The sequence below is a fragment of the Streptomyces sp. NPDC059832 genome (genome assembly GCF_042731715.1).
Lineage (GTDB): Bacteria > Actinomycetota > Actinomycetes > Streptomycetales > Streptomycetaceae > Streptomyces.
In genome coordinates this window covers 1-18812 of the sequence record NZ_JBHWIY010000030.1, presented here as the reverse complement: position 1 = coordinate 18812, position 18812 = coordinate 1, and the positions used below count along the sequence as shown (strand labels likewise).

Annotated in this window: 21 protein-coding genes and 2 pseudogenes; 11 read left to right on the top strand and 12 right to left on the bottom strand. The window is 70.1% G+C overall.

Annotation, left to right across the window (positions count from 1 at the left end; translation table 11 throughout):
• The first annotated feature begins 27 nt into the window (after nt 1-27).
• The 4 genes from ACFV8T_RS35265 (at nt 28) to ACFV8T_RS35250 (ending at nt 4032) form a co-directional block, all read left to right on the top strand.
• Nucleotides 28-1011, top strand: a complete 984-nt coding sequence (locus ACFV8T_RS35265; protein ID WP_385335548.1) for an asparaginase — start codon at nt 28-30, stop codon at nt 1009-1011.
• A gap of 67 nt (nt 1012-1078) precedes the next feature.
• Nucleotides 1079-2329, top strand: a complete 1251-nt coding sequence (locus ACFV8T_RS35260) for a GNAT family N-acetyltransferase (protein WP_385335546.1) — start codon at nt 1079-1081, stop codon at nt 2327-2329.
• 128 nt (nt 2330-2457) lie between these two features.
• On the top strand, nt 2458-3237 hold the full coding sequence (locus ACFV8T_RS35255) for a TetR/AcrR family transcriptional regulator (protein ID WP_385335544.1): 780 nt from the start codon (nt 2458-2460) through the stop codon (nt 3235-3237).
• A gap of 153 nt (nt 3238-3390) precedes the next feature.
• Entirely contained in the window at nt 3391-4032 is a 642-nt protein-coding gene (locus ACFV8T_RS35250; protein WP_385335542.1) for a TetR family transcriptional regulator, read from the top strand.
• A 21-nt stretch (nt 4033-4053) separates the two neighbouring features.
• On the opposite strand, the gene ACFV8T_RS35245 is transcribed toward ACFV8T_RS35250, so the two are convergent.
• From ACFV8T_RS35245 to ACFV8T_RS35235, 3 genes are all read right to left on the bottom strand, one after another.
• Nucleotides 4054-4575: a DUF2199 domain-containing protein gene (locus ACFV8T_RS35245; RefSeq protein WP_266416217.1), complete on the bottom strand. Its 522-nt coding sequence runs from the start codon at nt 4573-4575 to the stop codon at nt 4054-4056.
• A 58-nt stretch (nt 4576-4633) separates the two neighbouring features.
• Entirely contained in the window at nt 4634-5632 is a 999-nt protein-coding gene (gene galE, locus ACFV8T_RS35240) for a UDP-glucose 4-epimerase GalE (protein ID WP_385335540.1), read from the bottom strand.
• 223 nt (nt 5633-5855) lie between these two features.
• Nucleotides 5856-6782 carry an oxidoreductase gene (locus tag ACFV8T_RS35235; protein WP_385335538.1) on the bottom strand — a complete coding sequence of 309 codons (927 nt, stop codon included), beginning with the start codon at nt 6780-6782 and terminating at the stop codon, nt 5856-5858.
• A gap of 82 nt (nt 6783-6864) precedes the next feature.
• Here ACFV8T_RS35235 and ACFV8T_RS35230 point away from each other — a divergent pair, with 82 nt between their 5' ends.
• A complete protein-coding gene (locus ACFV8T_RS35230; RefSeq protein WP_385335537.1) occupies nt 6865-7302 on the top strand; it encodes a hypothetical protein in 438 nt (145 codons plus the stop codon).
• Here ACFV8T_RS35230 and ACFV8T_RS35225 read toward each other — a convergent pair.
• Both ACFV8T_RS35225 and ACFV8T_RS35220 read right to left on the bottom strand, forming a co-directional pair.
• Nucleotides 7288-7953: a hypothetical protein gene (locus ACFV8T_RS35225; protein WP_385335535.1), complete on the bottom strand. Its 666-nt coding sequence runs from the start codon at nt 7951-7953 to the stop codon at nt 7288-7290. The genes ACFV8T_RS35230 and ACFV8T_RS35225 overlap by 15 nt on opposite strands.
• Nucleotides 7954-8222: 269 nt before the next feature.
• Entirely contained in the window at nt 8223-9110 is an 888-nt protein-coding gene (locus ACFV8T_RS35220; RefSeq protein WP_385335533.1) for an NAD(P)-dependent oxidoreductase, read from the bottom strand.
• A gap of 50 nt (nt 9111-9160) precedes the next feature.
• On the opposite strand from ACFV8T_RS35220, the gene ACFV8T_RS35215 reads away from it, so the two are divergent.
• A complete protein-coding gene (locus ACFV8T_RS35215) occupies nt 9161-9511 on the top strand; it encodes a winged helix-turn-helix transcriptional regulator (RefSeq protein ID WP_385335531.1) in 351 nt (116 codons plus the stop codon).
• A 279-nt stretch (nt 9512-9790) separates the two neighbouring features.
• Here the strand turns inward: ACFV8T_RS35215 and ACFV8T_RS35210 are convergent, their stop codons facing one another.
• Entirely contained in the window at nt 9791-10867 is a 1077-nt protein-coding gene (locus tag ACFV8T_RS35210; RefSeq protein WP_385335529.1) for a MerR family transcriptional regulator, read from the bottom strand.
• A gap of 104 nt (nt 10868-10971) precedes the next feature.
• Nucleotides 10972-11139, bottom strand: a pseudogene (locus tag ACFV8T_RS35205) (LysR family transcriptional regulator); the annotation flags it as partial.
• Between the two features lie 2 nt (nt 11140-11141).
• Between ACFV8T_RS35205 and ACFV8T_RS35200 the strand changes: the two are divergent.
• Both ACFV8T_RS35200 and ACFV8T_RS35195 read left to right on the top strand, forming a co-directional pair.
• Nucleotides 11142-11279, top strand: a pseudogene (locus ACFV8T_RS35200) (SAM-dependent methyltransferase); the annotation flags it as partial.
• Nucleotides 11280-11528: 249 nt separating this feature from the next.
• Complete coding sequence (locus ACFV8T_RS35195; RefSeq protein WP_385335527.1) at nt 11529-12488, top strand: phosphotransferase family protein; 960 nt, start codon at nt 11529-11531, stop codon at nt 12486-12488.
• 368 nt (nt 12489-12856) lie between these two features.
• Here the strand turns inward: ACFV8T_RS35195 and ACFV8T_RS35190 are convergent, their stop codons facing one another.
• Complete coding sequence (locus tag ACFV8T_RS35190) at nt 12857-13282, bottom strand: hypothetical protein (RefSeq protein ID WP_385335525.1); 426 nt, start codon at nt 13280-13282, stop codon at nt 12857-12859.
• A gap of 69 nt (nt 13283-13351) precedes the next feature.
• Here ACFV8T_RS35190 and ACFV8T_RS35185 point away from each other — a divergent pair, with 69 nt between their 5' ends.
• Nucleotides 13352-13975 (top strand): TetR/AcrR family transcriptional regulator, encoded by a 624-nt coding sequence (locus tag ACFV8T_RS35185; protein WP_385335677.1) that lies wholly within the window; start codon nt 13352-13354, stop codon nt 13973-13975.
• A gap of 42 nt (nt 13976-14017) precedes the next feature.
• Here the strand turns inward: ACFV8T_RS35185 and ACFV8T_RS35180 are convergent, their stop codons facing one another.
• The 4 genes from ACFV8T_RS35180 to ACFV8T_RS35165 form a co-directional block, all read right to left on the bottom strand.
• Nucleotides 14018-14212: a hypothetical protein gene (locus ACFV8T_RS35180; protein ID WP_385335523.1), complete on the bottom strand. Its 195-nt coding sequence runs from the start codon at nt 14210-14212 to the stop codon at nt 14018-14020.
• A 177-nt stretch (nt 14213-14389) separates the two neighbouring features.
• Nucleotides 14390-15685: a Mu transposase C-terminal domain-containing protein gene (locus ACFV8T_RS35175; protein ID WP_385335521.1), complete on the bottom strand. Its 1296-nt coding sequence runs from the start codon at nt 15683-15685 to the stop codon at nt 14390-14392.
• Nucleotides 15686-15718: 33 nt separating this feature from the next.
• Complete coding sequence (locus ACFV8T_RS35170; protein ID WP_385335519.1) at nt 15719-16483, bottom strand: hypothetical protein; 765 nt, start codon at nt 16481-16483, stop codon at nt 15719-15721.
• A 55-nt stretch (nt 16484-16538) separates the two neighbouring features.
• Nucleotides 16539-17234 (bottom strand): TnsA-like heteromeric transposase endonuclease subunit, encoded by a 696-nt coding sequence (locus ACFV8T_RS35165; RefSeq protein WP_385335675.1) that lies wholly within the window; start codon nt 17232-17234, stop codon nt 16539-16541.
• A gap of 348 nt (nt 17235-17582) precedes the next feature.
• Between ACFV8T_RS35165 and ACFV8T_RS35160 the strand changes: the two genes are divergently transcribed.
• Both ACFV8T_RS35160 and ACFV8T_RS35155 read left to right on the top strand, forming a co-directional pair.
• Nucleotides 17583-18080 carry a helix-turn-helix domain-containing protein gene (locus ACFV8T_RS35160; protein ID WP_385335517.1) on the top strand — a complete coding sequence of 166 codons (498 nt, stop codon included), beginning with the start codon at nt 17583-17585 and terminating at the stop codon, nt 18078-18080.
• Nucleotides 18081-18107: 27 nt separating this feature from the next.
• Nucleotides 18108-18776 carry a hypothetical protein gene (locus ACFV8T_RS35155; RefSeq protein WP_385335515.1) on the top strand — a complete coding sequence of 223 codons (669 nt, stop codon included), beginning with the start codon at nt 18108-18110 and terminating at the stop codon, nt 18774-18776.
• The last annotated feature ends 36 nt before the right edge of the window (nt 18777-18812 follow it).

Genomic DNA, 18812 nt, shown 5'->3' with positions numbered 1-18812 from the left:
GGTTCCGCCCGTCCCCGGAAGGCCACCATGACCTCCAGCGCCGCCCCCGCTGCCCCATCCGCCATATCCCCCGCTCTCCCCGTCCTGGCCGAGGTCGTACGGTCCGGCTTCGTGGAGGGCCGTCACCGGGGCTCGCTGGTCGTCCTGGCCGCCGACGGCAGCGTGGAGCGGTCCCTGGGCGACTCGACGGCGCCGGTCTTCCCGCGTTCCTCCAACAAGCCGATGCAGGCCGCGGCCGTGCTGCGGGCCGGGCTCGATCTGTCCGGGGAGCGGCTGGCACTGGCCGCCGCGAGCCACTCCGGCGAGGGCTTCCACCTCGAACTCGTCCGCACGATGCTCGCCGAGCACGGACTGACGCCCGGTGATCTGCAGACCCCGCCCGATCTGCCGCTGGACCCGGCGGAGGCGGAGGCGTATCTCGCCGCGGGCCACGTCCGGGAGCGGATCACCATGAACTGCTCCGGCAAGCACGCGGCGATGCTCGCGGTGTGCGCGGTGAACGGCTGGGACCAGGAGTCCTACCTCGACCCGTCGCACCCGCTCCAGCAGCTGGTCCACCAGGTCGTCGAGGAGGCGGCCGGCGAGCCGGTCGCGGCGGTGGGTACGGACGGGTGCGGGGCGCCGCTGATGGCGATCAGCCTGGTGGGCCTGGCGCGGGCCTTCCGTTCCTTCGTGCTGGCGGAGCCCGGGACGGCGGAGCGCCGGGTCGGGGACGCGATGCGGGCCCACCCCGAGTACGTGGCCGGAACCCGTCGCCCCGACACCTGGCTGATGCGGGAGGTGCCGGGCACGCTCTCCAAGATGGGCGCCGAGGCGGTGCAGGCGGTGGCGCTGCCGGACGGCCGGGCGCTGGCCTTCAAGATCGACGACGGTGCGACGCGGGCGCTCGGGCCGGTGCTGGCCCGTTCGCTGCGCCTGCTCGGCATCGACGCCCCGGTGGTCTCCCGGATCGGACACGCGCCGCTGCTGGGCGGTGGCGGGGAGGTCGGCGAGATCCGGGCGGCCTTCTGACCAGCCCGTTCCGCGGCGGCGGAAAACCGGGCGACATCCGGTGGGTCGTGTGCCTAGCGTGGTCCGTATGGCTCTTGACGTCCGTACGATCACCGCCGCCGAGTTCCCCGACTGGCTGCGCGCCAAGCACACCGGTTTCCTGCAAGCGCCGACGGGGACGGAACAGGAGGCGGAGCGGCGCCTTCCGCACACCGATCTCGCCCGCACGCAGGGCGCGTTCGACGGCGGGCGGTGCGTGGCAACGTTCCGTTCCTTCGCGCAGGAGCTCACGGTCGTCGGCGGTGCGGCGGTGCCGGCCGACGCGATCTCCAATGTCACGGTGTCGCCCACGCACCGCCGCCGCGGGCTGCTCAGCCGGATGATGGCCACGGACCTCGCGGCGGCGAAGGAGCGCGGTGACGTGGTCGCCACGCTGATCGCCGCCGAGTACCCGATCTACGGGCGGTACGGCTTCGGCCCGGCGGCCTGGACCACCGAGTGGGAGATCGACGTACCGAGGGCGGGTCTCGACCCGCGCTGGTCGGGCCCGTCCGCGCAGGACGGCGGCCGGATCGACCTGGTGAGCGGCGCGGACGTACGCAAGCTGGGCCCGGTGATCCACGACCGGCTGCGCGCCCGGCAGCACGGTGTGATCAACCGCGACGCGCGCTGGTGGGAAGTGAACACCGGCGAGGTCCGGCCCGGCCCCGAGACCTGGACGGAGCCCTTCTACGCGGTCTACAGCAACGCGGCCGGCGAGGCCGACGGCCTGATCGCCTACCGCGCCGACGACAACTGGGGCGATGCCAAACAGCCGCTGAACCGGGCCACGGTGCTCGGACAGATCGCCGTCACCCCGGCCGCCGAGCGCGCGCTGTGGCACTTCGTCTGCTCGATCGACTGGATCACCACGGTCCGCTCGGGCCACCGCGCCCCCGACGACCTGCTGCCCCTCCTCCTCCCGGACCCGCGCGCGGCCCGCGTCGTGACTCAGGCGGACTGGCTGTGGGTACGCGTCCTGGACGTCGTACGCGCCCTGGAGGCCCGCACCTACGCGGTACCCGGCACGCTCACCCTCGACATCCACGACGCCGCGGGCCTGACCACCGGCCGCTACCGCCTCGAAGCCTCCGCCTCCGGCGCCATCTGCACCCCCACCACGGCCGACGCCGATCTCGCCCTGGACGTAAGGGAGTTGGGCACCCTCTACCTGGGCGACGAGTCCCCCGTCCGGCTGGCGGCCCTGGGCCGCGTCGAGGAACTCACCCCGGGTGCGGTGGCGGTGGCGGAAGGGATGTTCCGAACAGGGCGGCGGGCCTGGTGCCCGGACGTGTTCTGAGGAACCGGTTCCCGTCGAACCCCCGCATCGCCGCCGCTCCTCGACCGGCCTCCCCGTGTGCGTAGTGCACGAAATTGTGTACGCGGTACGCATATCTAGGATGGGATCGAGGGAAGGTGGGGGTTCAGGTGACTGAAGAGAAGGACTCGTCGGGCGGTACGGGCCTGCCGGCCAGTATCGAGGCCGCCTGGGGGTTGCGGGCGCGGCCGGTCAAGGGGCCGAAGCCGGGGCTGAGTCTGGCGCGCATCGTGGACGCCGCGGTGGCGGTGGCGGCGGCCGAGGGGCTCGGTGGGGTGTCGATGGGGCGGGTCGCCAAGGACCTGGGGGCCTCGACGATGTCGCTCTACCGGTACGTCTCCGCCAAGGGCGAGCTGTACGTCCTGATGCAGGAGGCGGCGATGGGCCCGCCGCCCCCGCTGCCCGCACTGGAGAGCGGGGCCGGCTGGCGGGAGGCGCTCACGCAGTGGGCGTGGGCGCAGCGCCGGGTCTTCCACCGCAACCTGTGGATGCTCCGTATCCCCGTCTCGGGCCCGCCCGCCAGCCCGAACTCCGTCGCCTGGTGGGAGCAGGGCCTCCAGGCCCTCGAAGGCACCGGCCTGGACGCGGGCGAGGAGGTCTCCGTGATCCTCCTCGTCAGCGGGTTCGTACGGAACGAGGCGCTGCTGATGGGGGATCTCGCGGCCGCCGTGGAAGCGCGCGGCATCCCGGCGCGGGAGGTGACGGACGGCTACACCCGCACCCTGAACCGGCTCGTCGACCCGGTACGCCATCCGTCGCTCTCCCGGCTGTTGGAGTCCGAGGTGCTGGGGGCGCCGCGCGAGCCCGACGACGAATTCAGGTTCGGGCTGGAACGGGTGCTGGACGGGATCGAGGTCCTGGTGGAGGCGCGGGCGCGGTCCCGGGCCTGAGAGCCCGTCGGGGCCGATGTCAACGCGGCTTGTCCCGGTCACCACCTCAGACATACGGATTGCGTCGCTCCAGTTGCCGGTTCCCGGCTGGTCGGGGGCGCGTGCGACCCCTCCCGGAGGTCAAGTCCGGTTGCAGCCGGGGGCGTACGCTTCATGCTCATGGACGGAGAGAAGCCCGGGAACGAGCAGATGAGTCTGCGGGAGCGGAAGAAGCGGCTGACCTATCAGGCGGTCTCCGAAGCCGCGATCACGATGTTCCTGGAGCGGGGCTTCGACAAGGTCTCGGTGGCGGAGGTGGCGGCCGCGGCCGACATCTCGAAGCCGACACTGTTCCGGTACTTCCCGGCCAAGGAGGACCTGGTCCTGCACCGGTTCGCCGACCACGAGGACGAGGCGGCCCGCGTGGTCGCCGCCCGTGCGGACACCGAATCCCCCCTGGACGCCCTGCGCCGCAACTTCCTGGACGGCCTGGAGCGGGGCGACCCGGTCACCGGGCTCTGCGATGTGCCGCAGGTGCTGGCGTACCAGCGTCTCCTGTACGGGACGCCGTCCCTGGTGGCCCGCCTGTACGCCTATCAGAGCCGCTCGGAGGCGGCGCTCGCCCGTGCGCTGGGCGACCGGGTGCGGGACAGGCTGGCCGCGGGCCAGATCATCGCCGTACTGCGCATCCTGGCCCTGGAGAACTGGCGGCGGATCGACGCGGGGGAGAGCGCGGAACAGGTGTACGCGGACGCGGTCGAGTCGGCCGAACTCGCCTTCGTGCAGTTGCGGACGGGGCTCGGGGAACAGCGGTAGCAACGGGTCCCGGCGGGGCGCTCAGGCCCGGACGTCGTCGGCGTGCAGCACCGCTTCGGCGATCTCCCGTACCCGGTCCAGGGTGATGCCGGTGCGCTGTTCCACGGCGAGCGGGTGGTCGGTGGGCTCCAGCTCGATGCGGGGGCGCCGGCCGATCGGGCGGGTATGGGCGTTCGTCTTGAGGTTGGTCGTGCGGGGCGAGTACAGCCCCAGCTCGGTGCTCAGCCAGCCGAAGTACGGCTGCTCGGACTCGCGGCCGGGGGTCTCCCACACATCGAGGGCGCGGGCGAAGTTCTCCCGGCTGAGCGAGACCCAGACCCCCCAGGAGAACGGCTCCTCGCTCCCGAACACGGGTATCTCGATCAGGCCCTTGATGAAGTAGTGCTCGTGCCTGACGATGCACTGGTCGGTGGAGAGCATGCTGTCGGGGTCGCTCTCCAGGCTCGCGTCCCAGACATCGGGTGCCATGGTCGAGTACCCCATCGGGAGTTCCGCGTGGTGTTCGCCGCAGCAGGAGCAGGTGTAGCCGGGGTCGATAGCCATGGGCGGATCCTAAGGGCTGTCCCGTGATCCCCGGCGGGCGTACGGAGCCGCCGTGGGCCTACGCGGAGCCGCCGAGCACGTCCTCGCGGACGGCGGCCCACTCCAGGGAATGGCGGATGCCCTCGGTCAGCGAGTACCTCGGCCGCCATCCCAGCAGCCGCTCCGCCCGGTCGCTCCGGGTGTACGCCCCCGCGACATCGCCCGGCCGGGCTCCGGCGGCCACGGCGGGCACGGGGGTGTCGATCACCTCGTTGAAGGCGTCGAGGAGTTCGCGCACGGTGGTACCCGTTCCGGTGCCCAGGTTGATGACGGTGGAGCCGGCCGTCGGCAGGACGGCGTCGAAGGCGCCGAGCGCGGCCACATGCGCGGCGGCCAGGTCCCAGACATGGACGTAGTCCCGGATACCGGAACCGTCGCGGGTCGGGTAGTCGGTCCCGGTGACCTGGAACGGAACACCCTCCTCCTGTGCCTGGATCATCTTGCCCAGGGCATGGCTCGGGTGCCGCAGCTGCAATCCGGTGCGCATCTTCGGGTCCGCGCCGATCGGGTTGAAGTAGCGCAGGGACAGCACCCGGAGCGGCTGGGAGGCGGCGATGTCGGCGAACATCGCCTCGCACACCGCCTTGGTGCGTGCGTACGGGCTCTGCGGCTCGATGGGCGAGTCCTCGTCGACCGTCAGATCGGCACCGGCGGCGTAGATGGAGGCGGACGAGCTGAAGATCATGCGGGTGCAGCCGTTGCGCAGCAGATGGCCGGCGAACTCCAGGCTCCTGGCCACGTTCGCCCGGTAGTACCCGACCGGGTCGGCGACCGATTCCGGGACCACGATCAGTGCCGCGCAGTGGACGACGGCGTCGATGTCCGGGTGCTCGGCGAAGACGCGGTCGATCAGGGGGCCGTCCGCGATGTCGCCCTCGTGGAAGGCCCGCCCCTGTGCGAACTCCCGTCGGCCCGTGACCAGGTTGTCGAGAACGACGGGGGTGATCCCGGCGTCCGAGCAGGCGGACGCGATCGTGCTGCCGATGTACCCCGCGCCTCCGGCGATCAGGACCTTCATGTCGTGCCTGCCTCTCTGAGATCGTGCGGCGATCGTAGGCCGGGGCGGTGCTCCGGGAATCAGGGCGACCGGGTCCGCGTGCGGAACCGGCCTCGATCTCCATGAGCATCCTGCGGGCCGTCCAGGGCTCTCGTCCAGGACGGGCCGGACCGTGCCGGGGCGCGGATGCCCGGCCCGATCCGGCCCGATCCGGCCCGATCCGGCTCGATCCGAACGAAAGGCCCTAGCCGCGACGCCCGAGCAGCGCCATGTCGTCCTCGTCGAGGGCCAGCCGTCCGGCGGCCATGTTCTCCTCCAGGTGGGCGAGCGAAGCGGTGCCGGGGATCTGCACGATCGAGGGCGAGCGGGCCAGGCCCCACGCGATGGCCACCTGGTACGCCGTCGCGCCGTGCCGCTCGCTCACCTTCCGGAGGTTCTCGCCGGCGAGTTCGGCGTGGCCGCCGCCGAGCGCGAAGAACGGCATGTACGCGATACCGGCGTCCGCGCACTCGTCGACGAGGGCGGCGTCGGCCTGGTCGAGCACGCCGAACCGGTTCTGGACGGCGGCGACCGGCGCGATCGACCGGGCCTCCGCGAGCTGCCCGCTCGTCACATTGCTGATGCCGAGCTGACGGATCAGCCCTTCCTCGCGCAGTTCGGCCAGTACGGCGAACCGTTCGCCGATCGGATCGGCGACGTCCGAGCTCAGCCGCCCCACCCGCAGATGCACCAGGTCGAGAGTGTCGACCCCCAGGGACTCCAGATTCCGCTCCACCTCCCCGCGCAGCTGGTCGGGGCGGGCCTCGGCGTACATCTCACCGGTCTCGTCCCGCAGCGGGCCGACCTTGGTGGCGATGGTGACGTCCGGGGGATACGGGAACAGCGCCTCGCGCAGCAGGTCGTTGGCCCGGTGGGTGGGGGAGAAGTAGAAGGCGGCGGTGTCGATGTACCGCGCCCCGAGCTCGACGGCGCGCCGCGTCACGGCCACGGCCTTCGCCGTGTCACCGGCCGGCCCGCTCCACCGCCCCGGCAGCTGCATCGCGCCGAAGCCGAGCCGCGGGATGGTGACGGCGCCGCCCAGTTCGAAGACACCGGGACCGGAGGTGCTGGTGGTACTGGTGGTGGGCGTGGGACCGGAGTCGGGGGTCGGGTCGATCTGTGAGGAGGTCATGGGGGCAGCATCGCGCCCGGAGTGCCGGATCGTCACATTCATTCATTCCGGCAGTCATTCCGGCCTCGGCTACCGTGGGCCGATGGCCCTCGAACCGCCCCCCGGAACCAGATTCTTCCCGCCTCACCCGATCCGGGACGTGCAGGCCACGTACGCGCGCCAGGCCGGCTGTCCCTCCGACTTCGCGCAGGTCGTCGCGGACTTCGAGCCCTGGGAGGAAGGGGTCGAGTTCGAGGTCGCCGACAGTGCGTCGGCCAAAGGCCTGCCGGCCGAGGAGACCGCCTCGTTCCACGAGGGCTTCATCGAGGGGGTGCGCGAGGAACTGGCCGCTCTCGCCGACCGGGAGCCCGCAACGGCCGTCGCGGTGGCGGTCGTTCTGCGGCGCATCAAGGTGCACGAGGTCGACTCCCACCGAGGGGCGTTCCGGGCGGCCGGACGCGTTGCCGTGCGCAACGCCCTGGTACGGGCGTACGGGCCGCCGCCCCGGCCCAAACGCCGGCACGGGTCAGCCGAGCGGTGAGGCGTGGCCCGGTCTGCATCCGGAGGGGACGCTGTTGCCGCTGATGTCGAAGTCTCCGCAGGTGAGGAAGACATCGTTGAATTGGCCGAGCAGGAAGGCCAGTGTGCCGACGAGCGCGACGACACCGATGACCGTCTTCCGCTGATGGGCGGAGAGTTCCGACTCCCCGAACAGCAGGAGCTGGAGGAGCACCCAGGTCAACAGCGGGGTACCGATGACGCTGATGATGCCGCCGATCAGGAAGAGCGCCTCGTCCAGCCAGTTGCCGCTGCGCGGCACGACGGCGGCGAGGACGAGCCATGCGCTGGGCAGCGCCAGGCAGGCCCAGTACATCCAGCCGTGGCGCGGCCCGCGCTCGCGCATCAGGAAGCCGGCCAGCAGCACGGCCGTCGACACCGCCCAGAGCGTGAACATCTGGTAGTAGAAGATGACGTTGTAGGCGCCGAGCGTGAACGCGGGCTCCCAGACCGCCAGCGCTCCGCCACCCGCGATCACGGCGGCCCTCGGCACCACCGAGGCACCGCCGCGCGCGAGTTCGTGTCCGCGCCCGCGGCCACGCCCCCGCGCAGCGGGTCCCGCGGCCGCGTTCTCGCCTCGGCCTGCGGAGCGGGCGTCGCCGCCATCCACGCCGCCATCCACGTCGTCATCCATGGGGATCCATCTCCGGCATGGGGATATTTCCGCATACGTTACCCAGGGGCGTGCCTCTGCCGGGCCTGGTCGGGCCGTCGGCGCACCCGTTGGCGCCGGGACGGGGCAAAGCCTGCCCGGACGGGCGTGAGGCCGGCCGTTGTCCGTCATGGCCGTCACCGTCACGGACGGGGCAGATCGTTGCCATCGGCGTACTGCCCGGACCGGAACGCCCGAAGCGGCTCGGCCTGACGCCGCTCGACGGCTGACGGGCGCGGCGCGGCGTTCCCTCAGCGGCGGCTCAGGAGCTCGGTGATCCGGAGGAATCCGTCGGCGCCGTGACCGTGGCCGATGGCCTGGCGGGCCAGGCCCTCGGCCACGCGCATCACGGCGGCGTCGATGCCGTGGGCCTCGGAGGCGTGGACGATATGGGCCATGGAGGACGCGGCGGAGGTGAGCGGGTTGCCGTCACCGGGGAACCTTCCGTCGTCCGCGTCCGCCGCGGTCTCCTCGAAGATCGGCGGGAGAATGGCGCCGATGCCCTTGGCGAACGGGGCCAGCTGCCGCGCGGTGATTCCTTCCGCCCGCGCGACCGCCAGGGCGTGGGCGTAGCCCGCCATCGCGGTCCAGAAGATGTCGAGCAGCGCGACGTCGTACGCCGCGGCCCGGCCGATCTCCTCGCCTAGGTGGGTATGGGTGCCGCCCAGTGCGTCCAGTACCGGCCGGTGCTCGCGGTAGAGCTCCTGCGGGCCGCTGTGGATGAGGACCGCGGCCGGTGTTCCGATGGTCGTGGTCGGCGTCATGATCGCACCGTCCAGATAGCCGATCCCGTGCTCCGCCGCCCACGCCGCGACGTCCCGGGCGCGGGCCGGGGTGTCGGCGGTCAGATTGATCACCGTACGGCCCCTGAGGGCGTCGGCGACCGCGTCGCGCCGCAGAACGGCGTCCACGGCGTCGTAGTTCACCACGCAGACCACGGTCACCCGGCTCGCGACGACCGCCTCCTCGGCCGACCGGGCGCCTACGGCGCCGCGCTGGACGAGTTCCCGGTCCCGGTCCGGTGTCCGGTTCCAGACCGTGGTCCGCAGGCCGGCATCGAGGAACGCGCCGGCCAAGGTCCGGCCCATCGGCCCCAGGCCGAGTACGGTGACGGCGGACTGCTCGGTGTGTGAGGGCATGGTTCAACTCCTGTACAGGCATGGGTGATCAGTGAAAGAAGGGGGCGGAAATGGTGCGCAGTCGTGCCCAGGACCCGAATGTGTGCGGGGTGACCGCAGCTATCGCTGTGATCGACGGAAAGTGGAAAACGGCTCTGCTCTGGCTGCTGGAGTCCGGCCCGCACCGACCGGGCGAGCTGCGTCGGCAGGTGCCGGGTCTCAGCGAGAAGGTGCTGACTCAGGCGCTCCGCGAGATGGAGGCCGACGGACTGGTGCACCGGGAGGTGTACGACGAGCTCCCGCTGAGGACCGAGTACTCCCTGACCGCGTTCGGCCGGGACCTCTCCGAGGCGTTGGCGCCCCTCTCCGACTGGGGCCACCGTCGTCTGGAACAACTCACCGAGGGCCGGTCGTCCTCCTGACTCATCGCCTCGCCACCCCCGCGTCCCGCCCGGATCAGGCAGCCCTCCGGCCGCCCCTCACCAGGTTCGCCCCGTTGCCGGCCGCCGCCAAGTACCCACAAAAAAGTGGCTACGGAGGGTGGTGCGGGATCGCGGTGCCAGCAGGGCGGTCGAGGACTGCCTGCTCGACCGCACCCTGCCCGTGACGGACAGGCCTACGGTCGGTGCCCCGCCCGACCGTAGGCAGCGTGATCGTTCGTCCGCGGATCGGGTGCAGCCCGAAGTGCGTGCCGCTCGCTCCTACTGCTGGAGCTCCACGACATCGGCGACCACGCAGCTGACGTTGTCGGGGCCGCCGGAGCCGTTGGCGAGGGCGATGAGTTCGCGGACGGCCTGCGCGGGCTCACTGATCTCGGAGAGCACCCGTCGGATTTCCGCTGTCCGCACGACGGTCGACAGGCCGTCGGAGCAGATCAGGTACCGGTCCTCCTGCCGGGCGTCGTGGAGGCGCATGTCGTGGGTGTCATCGGCTCCTCGGCCCAGGGCTCGTACCAGCAGAGCCCGCTGCGGGTGGGAGGCGGCTTCCTCCGGGGTGAGACGTCCTTCGTCGACCATCGACTGCACCATGGTGTGGTCGTGGGTGATCTGGAACAGCTCTCCGTCGCGCAGGAGGTGGACGCGGGAGTCGCCGATGTGGACGAGGGCCAGCTGTGAGCCGGTCCAGAGCATCGCGGTGAGTGTGGTGCCGGCCTCTTCGGGCGAGCCGGGTCCGGCGACGCCGTTGACGGCCCGTTTGGCCTGCTCGACGGCGTCTTCGAGGGCGTTGAGGAGCTCCCCGGCCGGAATGCTGTCGGCTTCGAGGCGCTTGAGCGCGTCGACGGCGGCCGCGCCGGCCGGGGCTCCTGCGCTGCCGTAGCCGTCGGCGACGGCGAGCAGACGGGACCCGGCGTAGGCGGTGTCCTGGTTGCTCTCGCGGACGAGGCCCGGGTCGGAGAGGGCGGCGTAACGGATTCCCAGGGGCTTGGTGGTCGGAGACATGGTGGGGTCCTTCCAGGACAGATGGTCGATGAGGAAGGAAGCGAGGTCCCGCCGCGCGACGGTGTCGGCCTCGACCCGGGCCCAGAACGCCCGGATCTCCTGGGCAGCCGCGGCCGACTCCAGCGTGCAGACGTGCTGGATGCGGGCCAGGGGCATCCCCAGGCGCCGGAGCCAGGCGACCAGCCGGGCCCGGTCGAGTTGTTCCGGTGCGTAGAGGCGGTAGCCGCTCACCGGGTCGACGCGAGCGGGGGTCAGCAGTCCCAGCTCGTCGTAAAGACGCAGCGCCTTCGGCGACAGGCGGGACGCCTTCGCGAACGTCCCGATGGTCAGCAGCCCCATGCTCGCTCCTCCTCATGCCGGGCACATCGCCCGGCCCATCGATGCTGTGGCTTTCCCCAAGGTGAAGGTCAACTGTCGGGGCACCGACTGCGCTTTTGCCCGTCGAGGTCCAGCACGCCCCGGCGCCCCAGCCGCTCCAGCTCGGCGGAGCTGGGCTCCTCGAAGACGGTGACCTCCAGCCGCGGGAAGCGGCGGCGCAGCGCGCCCAGTGCGCCCGGTAGCTGCCGCGTGCTGAAGCCCATCTGCACCGCGCCCACCAGCTCGCCCACCAGCGTCGGACTCCACCTTGCGCTTCCGTGAGCGGCAGGAGGTCGAGACGGAGCTGATCGCGCAGGGGTACGTGGTGGAGGACGTACACGACGCTCCTGACCGGCCAGGCAAGGAGTTCGTCTTCGTCGCGCGACGTCCGTAGCTCAGCCCACGGGAGACTTCGCTGTCCCGCCTCGCTGGAGCTGAGGCACGGCAGCCGTCTGACCTGGTGTGTCTCAGGTTGAGTGAGATGCCGAGTGTCCGTCTGCCTCGCCCAACTGACTTCTGTCTTGCGCCTCTTAGAGCATCTGCGTCCGGATCCAGGCTTGCTGGAAGGACTGAGCCGCACGGCCGTCGGTACCTGTAAAAGCCATCGCCCGTGCCGCCGCCCGGATGATGAGGTGGCACGGTGATGGACCACGATGAGACCGCGACCGTCCGACCGTTGACGCTGGTTTGGGTGAGTCGGCACCTGGAAGCTGGCGAACGGATCGTCAAAGCCGAGGCGCTGCACGGCGGCATCACCGCCGAGATGCGGAGGCTGATCATCGGCATACGGGACGGAGGCACCCGTGACCTGGTGCTGCGGAGCTACGTCGACCCGTTTTACATGGAGAACGCCGAGGACGGGCTGATTGGGGAGGCCGGCGCTCTGGCCTTGCTCGCGGGGACCGCCGTGCCGGCTCCTTCACTGGTCGCGGTTGATCCGGCCGCCGCGCAGTGCGAGTATCCGTCGCTCCTGATGACCCATCTGGCGGGCCGGACGGTCCTTGACGACATGGGAGTGGAGGCGCGTGTGCGCCTGCTGGCCCGTCAACTTGTTGCGATCCACGCGGTGTACCCCGCTGAGCGGCCCCGGGAATATACGACGTTGACGACGGCCGACACCGTCGTGGTTCCCAAGGGCGCCGACGCGGCCGTATGGGCCGCGGCTATCGAAGTGATCCGCAGACCCGCGCCACCCTATGAAGGGCGCTTCCTGCACCGGGACTTCCAACCCGGCAACGTGCTGTTCGACGTGTCGCCTTCGAACCCGGAAGGCGCTCGGATCACCGGCGTCATCGACTGGGCAGGAGCCTCCTGGGGCCCGGCCGATCTCGATGTGGCGCACTGCTCCGTCAATCTCGCGCTGCTGCACGGCCCGGCTTGGGGGCTGCGGTTCGCCGAGGCGTACGAGGAGGCCGGCGGTGTGCTGGCTGCGAGCGTGAGCGATCGGCTGTACTGGCGGGTGCGGGACGCGCTGGCCGCCTCGGAGGAAGTGCAGTCGGTGTCGCAGCCGTGGCGGGAGGCCGGGAGAACAGAGCTGACGACGCGAGCTGTGGAGGAGCGGCTGGATGCCTATGTCACCGCCCTGATGGACGCGCCGGGCTGACACGCGAGACACAGGGGCAGTTGCCCGAGATTGAGCGAGACGTACAGCCCGATGTTTCACATCGACCGAGACTGCTTCGGCTTCAGCGAGACAGGACATTCGCCGCGCAGATTGATCGGGACTCGATCACTTCGCCGAGCAGATCCAGCGGGAAACCCTCACAAGCACTGGGAACGGACAGCCGGTGTCCGGTCTCGCTCAAGGTGAGGCAGCGTGAGTGCCTGACCTGGGGTGCCTCAGTTTGAGCGAGACGCGGACGGGTTGGCTGTCTCGCTCAATCCGAGGCGGTCGCGCTTTTGGAGGACAGGCTGCGCTGGAAGCCGAAGGATCTTTCCTTCCGTCTGGATCGGCGGCGGTTGATCCCGCCGTCATCGGGTGGCGTCCTCTGCGTGAGTGTCCGAGGTCATCTGCGTAGGGGCAGCGGCGATCAGCAGTGCGGCGAACGCGATGGGGGCGGCTGTCTGGTACCCGATCCACATTTCGCCCCCGGCGTTGCTGCCCTGCCGCGCCATCAGGAGGCCAGCCAGGGCCGCCAACACCCAGCCGCTGTCGTAGGCAATCATGAGCTGCGTGTAAGTGCGCATCGACCGGCTGCGTGTGTATCTGATCTCGATGCCGCCGCCGATCAGCAGGGCCACGCCTGAGACGACCATCAGCCAGGCTGGCGTGCCGAGTAACCGGCCGAGCGGGGCAGCGCCGGCGATGTAGACAGCGGCGAGCAACACCTTGACGGCGCCGTCGGCGATGGCCCCGACCGTCTGGCGGGTCACCCGCGATGCTACGAACTGGGCCATGAGGGTCCTCCCTGGAGTTCGTCCCGAGTGGTTCCGTAACGAGATTACGGCAATAATCAAACTATGAGAATGACGAGAGCGGAGACCAAGGAACGCAACCGCCGGGCCTTGCTGGATGCTGCGTTCCAGGTCGTTTCCCGGGACGGGTACCGGGCCAGGCTTGATGAGATCGCCGAACGCGCCGACCTGACCACCGGCGCCATCTACTCACTATTCGGGAGCAAGAACGGCCTGGTGGTCGCTCTGGTCGCCGACTACCTGCGGCCGTACTACGAGGAGGTCGAGCAGGCGGTTCCCGCTGGGCTCGATCTGCTGGAAGCGGTCAACGCCTTTGCCCGGTACTACCGGCGCAGTTGTGACGCCCCGGACGCGGTGTCTCGCCTGTCGCTCCAGATCACCCTGCTGGACATGGCCCTGCATGACCCGGACTTGGGGTCCCAACTTGCCATGTCCATCCGGTCGCAGGAGAACCATCTGATTGCGCTGTTCACCGGAAGGTCGCACAACGGAAGCACCGTGACGTCGCAACAGGCGCAACGCCTGACCACCGCGCTCAGGGCACTGTTCGTCGGGCTCAGCCAGGGCGTCCCCCTCGGTCTTGCCCCTGGTGCCGACGAGCAGTACTTCGCGGACACTGCCCGCGCTCTGGCATCCGAGATGTCCCTCGTCGATCACGACGCGGATGCGTCGTGATGGTCAGTCAAGATGAGGCATCTTCGGGTTCACCGTTGTGAGTCAGATTTGCGACGGCTTCCACCAAGCCGACAAGGCCGTTGCGGAGCCACGGAAGTGTGATGCCTCGGGGTCGATGCCCCAGAGCAGGGTGGTGCGGGGCTGGCCGCTGATGAGTTCCAGCCGTTCCAGTTCGTTGAGCGGGCACTGGAGCCAGCGTGAGGGGTTGCGCATGGTGCGCAACTCGGTCTGGTTCACGGCAGCGAGGCGCCGACGGTAGGAGTTAAGTGTTTCGTTCGCGAACGGGGTAACCGTATGTGGCAGCGGACGGAGCAGGACTGGAGTGAATGGCAGTGAGGTGACGGGAGCAGGGCCTCTCTGGCGGCCAGTCATCAGGCTGTCCTGCCGCGTCGGGCTTCGCCCCGGAAGGCCCTTTCACTGGCGTGGTCGACGTGGATGGTGTCGAGCTGGCGGCGGGTGATTCGTTCGCTGCCGTCGAGGATTGCGGAGATCGCGGCGGCCCGGACCAGGTGGGAGAGACTTCCGATCATGCCTCCGGTGCGCTGGTGGAGGTAGGGGTGCAGGCCGGAGAGGGTGTCGGCCGTGTGGTGGTGGAGCCGGAGCGTGGCCTCCATCGTTGCCACCAGCGCTTTCCACTCGGAGTTGAGCGGGAAGGGTCCGGTGTGCAGGAGGGTGCAGCGACCTGCGATCTGGCCGCCGCGGATGCCGGTGAACAGTCCGGAGTGCTCGACGTCGATGCCTGCATAGATAGGTCGCGGGCAGGTGCTCCGTGAAGTACTTGAGGTGGTCGGACAGTTCTTCACCGGCAGTGGTCGCCAGGTTCATCAGGTGGATCTCGTCGACCAGGACCAGGCCGGTGCGGGCCTCGATGAGGACCTGGCAGACGGCGCTGGTGATGTCGACGGTGTTGTGCCGGGGAGAGATTGCAGGCAGCCCGAGGAGGACACGGGAGATGTCGTAAGGGTCGTAGTGGACCTCCCAGAGCCTGCCGTCCGGACCGGCCCCCGAGGACTGGCGCCGGTGAGGTCCGAGCGCGCGGGCGTCGTAGGTGCGGTTGTTGATCCGCACTCCGCCAGGTCCGATGACCCGTCGCTCACGGGGCATGAGCTGGATGTATTCCTCCTGAGCCAGGGCGACCGGCACGTATCCGGCCGCCGAGACCAGCGCGGCGTACTTCTCGTTCGGGCTCAGCGGACGGTCCGGCATCAGCGGGTCCCGTAGACCGTCGTGCGGTCTCGTCTGCCAGACGGCGACGACCCACTCCTGTAAGAGTTCTTGGAGTTCGTGGATGGACCAGGCCGCTTGCGCGGCAGGATCCTTGCCCCGCATCTCGGCGCTGCGGCCGGTGTAACCGGCAACGTACTGGGCGAACATCGTCGAGACCGAGCCCAGCGTCCGCTCGATGTGCGGCTTGTCGGTCGGGGTGTCGGGATGTGAGGGCTGGAACGAGATTCCCAAGTGACGGCAGGCGTTGCGGAAGTTGTCCGAGATGTATGCCTTCCCCCGGTCGCTGACCACCGTCTCCGGGACGATCACCGGCTTTGCGGCGGCCTTGGCCAGCCGCTCGTCCAGCGGCAGCAGCGAGGCGTAGGGCAGCACCGACCGGGACATGCGCAGTGCGTCCGACCAGCCTGGCCGCACCGGTTCCGGTGTCATCGCCCGTGCCAGCAGCAGCGCGGCGTCGACCGCTTTCGTCGACGGACGCAGCATTACTGCCGCCAGGTCCACCAGCCCGGTCAGTTCTCAGCGGTCCACCGTCCCGTCGTCGTGCACGACCAGCACGTCCAGCGGTGTGGAGTCGATCTCCATCACCTCGCCCGGCCGCGCTGCCGCCAGCTGCCCGAACATCCGCTTCGGCTGCTTGCCCAGTGAACGGCGTGTGCGGGCCGAGCCCAGCAGATGCCGTCCCGTCGAGACCGCCTGAAGCAGCCGGTAGAACGCGGCTCGCGACGGCATCGTCACCGTCCCGACGCCGTGCTCGTCCGCCAGGAGCCGTTCGACCTGGCGCCGCAGCACCTGCGCGGACACGGTCGCCTCGTCGGTCCGGCTGTTCACGACCTTCTCGATCGCCACCACCACCCGCGGATCGGCTCGGCCCGTCCCCGTGGAGGGCTTGACCAGCCGCCGGTCCACCAGCCCCGCCACCCCCTCGCGCTCGAAACGGGCGCGCAGCCGCTGGAGCGTGCTCAAGGCCACCTCCTCGCCGGCCTCCCGGAGTTCGGCGACTTTGGCCAGCTCCCGCTGGCGCACCGAGCGCACGTCCGGGTCGTACTCGGCTCTCACCGGCGTGCCGTGATCGGCATCCGGATGGCCCGTCATCAGCTCGGTCAGGTGCCGCTGCCACCACCGGACCCGCTCCGCCTCCTCCACAGGCAGGCCATCCAGCACCCCCTCCTGCGGCAACGGCGGGCGGGACGGACCCGTGCCGATCACGGCGAACCCCTCGGAGGCCAGCAGATGCCCCAGCAGTACCACGCTCGCCGCCTGGGCATCGCCGATCAGCCTCACCGCCGTTCCATGCAAAGCCACAACGCTGTGCTCGCGCCCCTCGTAGCGGACCCGGTCACCCAGAGACAGAAGCCGCGGACGCGCCGTCACCGCTCTCCACCTCCCTCGCCGGGACAGGTGCCGGATGCACCACCGTCGCCGCCGACAACCGTTCGCCCACCAGATCCACGGCCAGCTCCCGTTGCCAGAGCAGATGGAAGAGCACCGGCAGCACGGCGATCGGATCTCCGACCGCCCGGACCCCGGCAAGCAAGCCCTGCGGCTGGGCGAACACCGCCCGCAGACACTCCGCCACCGGCTCACGCCGAACCCTCGGATGCCGGTAGCCCGACAGCCAGCGCAGATTCGCCGCCAGTACCGGATCGATCACCCCGACCCGCTCGTAGCCCCAGCCGACCCGGGCGCAGGCCACGGCCGTGGTCGCGAACTTCGCCGCGTCCTCCGCCTCGACCAGCTCGTCCGGACGCACGTCCAGCACCACGGCCCTGCCGTCCCGACGACGTACGAAACAGTCCGGCGTGTGCCTGATCCGCCGACGCCCGCTGGGGTACCGCCACGACAGCCGAAACGGCTGGGAAGCCACCCCGATCACCTCCGGATCGGCATCCAGCCGCATCAGATGGCTGAGCTCCACCCACGACTCGTAACCCACCAATTCGGCGCTGGTCGCAGCCCAGTACCAGCCGGGGAAATTGCGCTGCCCTCGATACGACGGAAACCCCCGAACCTGCCCGACCGCCTCGAAGCACACAGGCCACACCACCTCAGGCGGCCCACCATGCGACTCGCCCCGGCTGTCGATGTACTCCAGCCAGAAATCCCCTGCCTCCACCAGCCCCCACTCGGCGCGCTGACCAGCTGTAACGACCGTAGAAGACAGAGACGGCCCGTGCCTCAGATTGACCGAGACACCTCATCAGATGCCCGAGATTGATCGAGACGTGCGACCGGATGCCTCATGAAGACCGGGACTGCCTCAACTTCACAGAGACAGGACAACGGCCGGCGTGCCGGGTCGCGAGAGGCCATGCGAGTGGTGTGGCGCACTTTTGCAAGCGTCTGCTTGCAAAAGTTAGCAAGGGTGGCGCACCATCGGGACATGGCATCACTCAACGTCGGCAATCTCGGTGAGTACCTGCGCGAGCAGCGGCGCAACGCGCAGCTGTCGCTGCGGCAGCTCGCCGATGCCGCCGGGGTGTCCAATCCCTACCTCAGCCAGATCGAGCGCGGGCTGCGCAAGCCGAGCGCCGAGGTGTTGCAGCAGGTCGCCAAGGCGCTGCGGATCTCCGCCGAGACCCTTTACGTACGGGCCGGGATTCTGGACGAGCGGGAGCGGGAGGAGCTGGAGACGCGGGCGGTGATTCTGGCCGATCCGTCCATGAACGAGCGGCAGAAGAGTGTCCTGCTGCAGATCTACGACTCCTTCCGCAGGGAGAACGGGTTCGAGCCCGGACCGGAATCCGGCGTCGCGGCCGGATCGGAGACCGGCGACGAATCAGGGCCGGACGCCGGTGCCGATGCGGCCTCGAAGCCGTCACCGTCTTCAACGCCGTCAAGGCCGTCAACGCCTTCAACGCCAGAGAAACCCTCACACTGAGTCTGATGATCCGGGAGGACCACAGTCATGGCCATCACCGATGACCTGCGCAAGACCCTCACCGACCCGACCCCCCTCTACTTCGCCGCCGGTACGGCCGACCTCGCCGTCGAGCAGGCGCGCAAGGTTCCGGCGCTGATCGAGCAGCTGCGTGCCGAGGCGCCGGAGCGTATCGAGGCAGTGCGCAACGCCGACCCCAAGGCCGTGCAGGAGAAGGTGACCTCGCAGGCCAAGGAGGCGCAGGCCACCATGCAGGCCAAGGTCACCGAGGTGATCGGATCGTTCGACAGCGACCTGCGGAAGCTGGGCGAGAACGCGCAGGACCTGGCGATGCGGAGCCTGGGCGTGGCCGCGGAGTACGCGGTGCGGGCCCGGGAGACGTACGAGAAGGTCGCCGAGCGCGGCGAGCAGACCGTGAAGAACTGGCGTGGCGAGACGGCCGACGAGATCGTCGAGATCGCCGTCGTCGTCGAGCCGCGCAAGGAGTCCAGGCCGACGGGCACCGCGAGGACCGGGACGGCCGCCAAGCCCGGCCCGGCGAAGTCCGCACCGGCGCCGAAGCCCGCGCCGAAGCCCGCGCCGAAGCCGGCGCCGAAGGCCGCCAAGCCGGAGAGCAAGGCCCCGGCCGCGCCCGCCAGGAAGGCGCCCGTGGGCAAGCCCGCCGCGAAGAAGACCACTCCGCCGACCGCCAAGTAGGACCCCGGCGCCGCAGCACCCTCGGCGGTGCTGCGG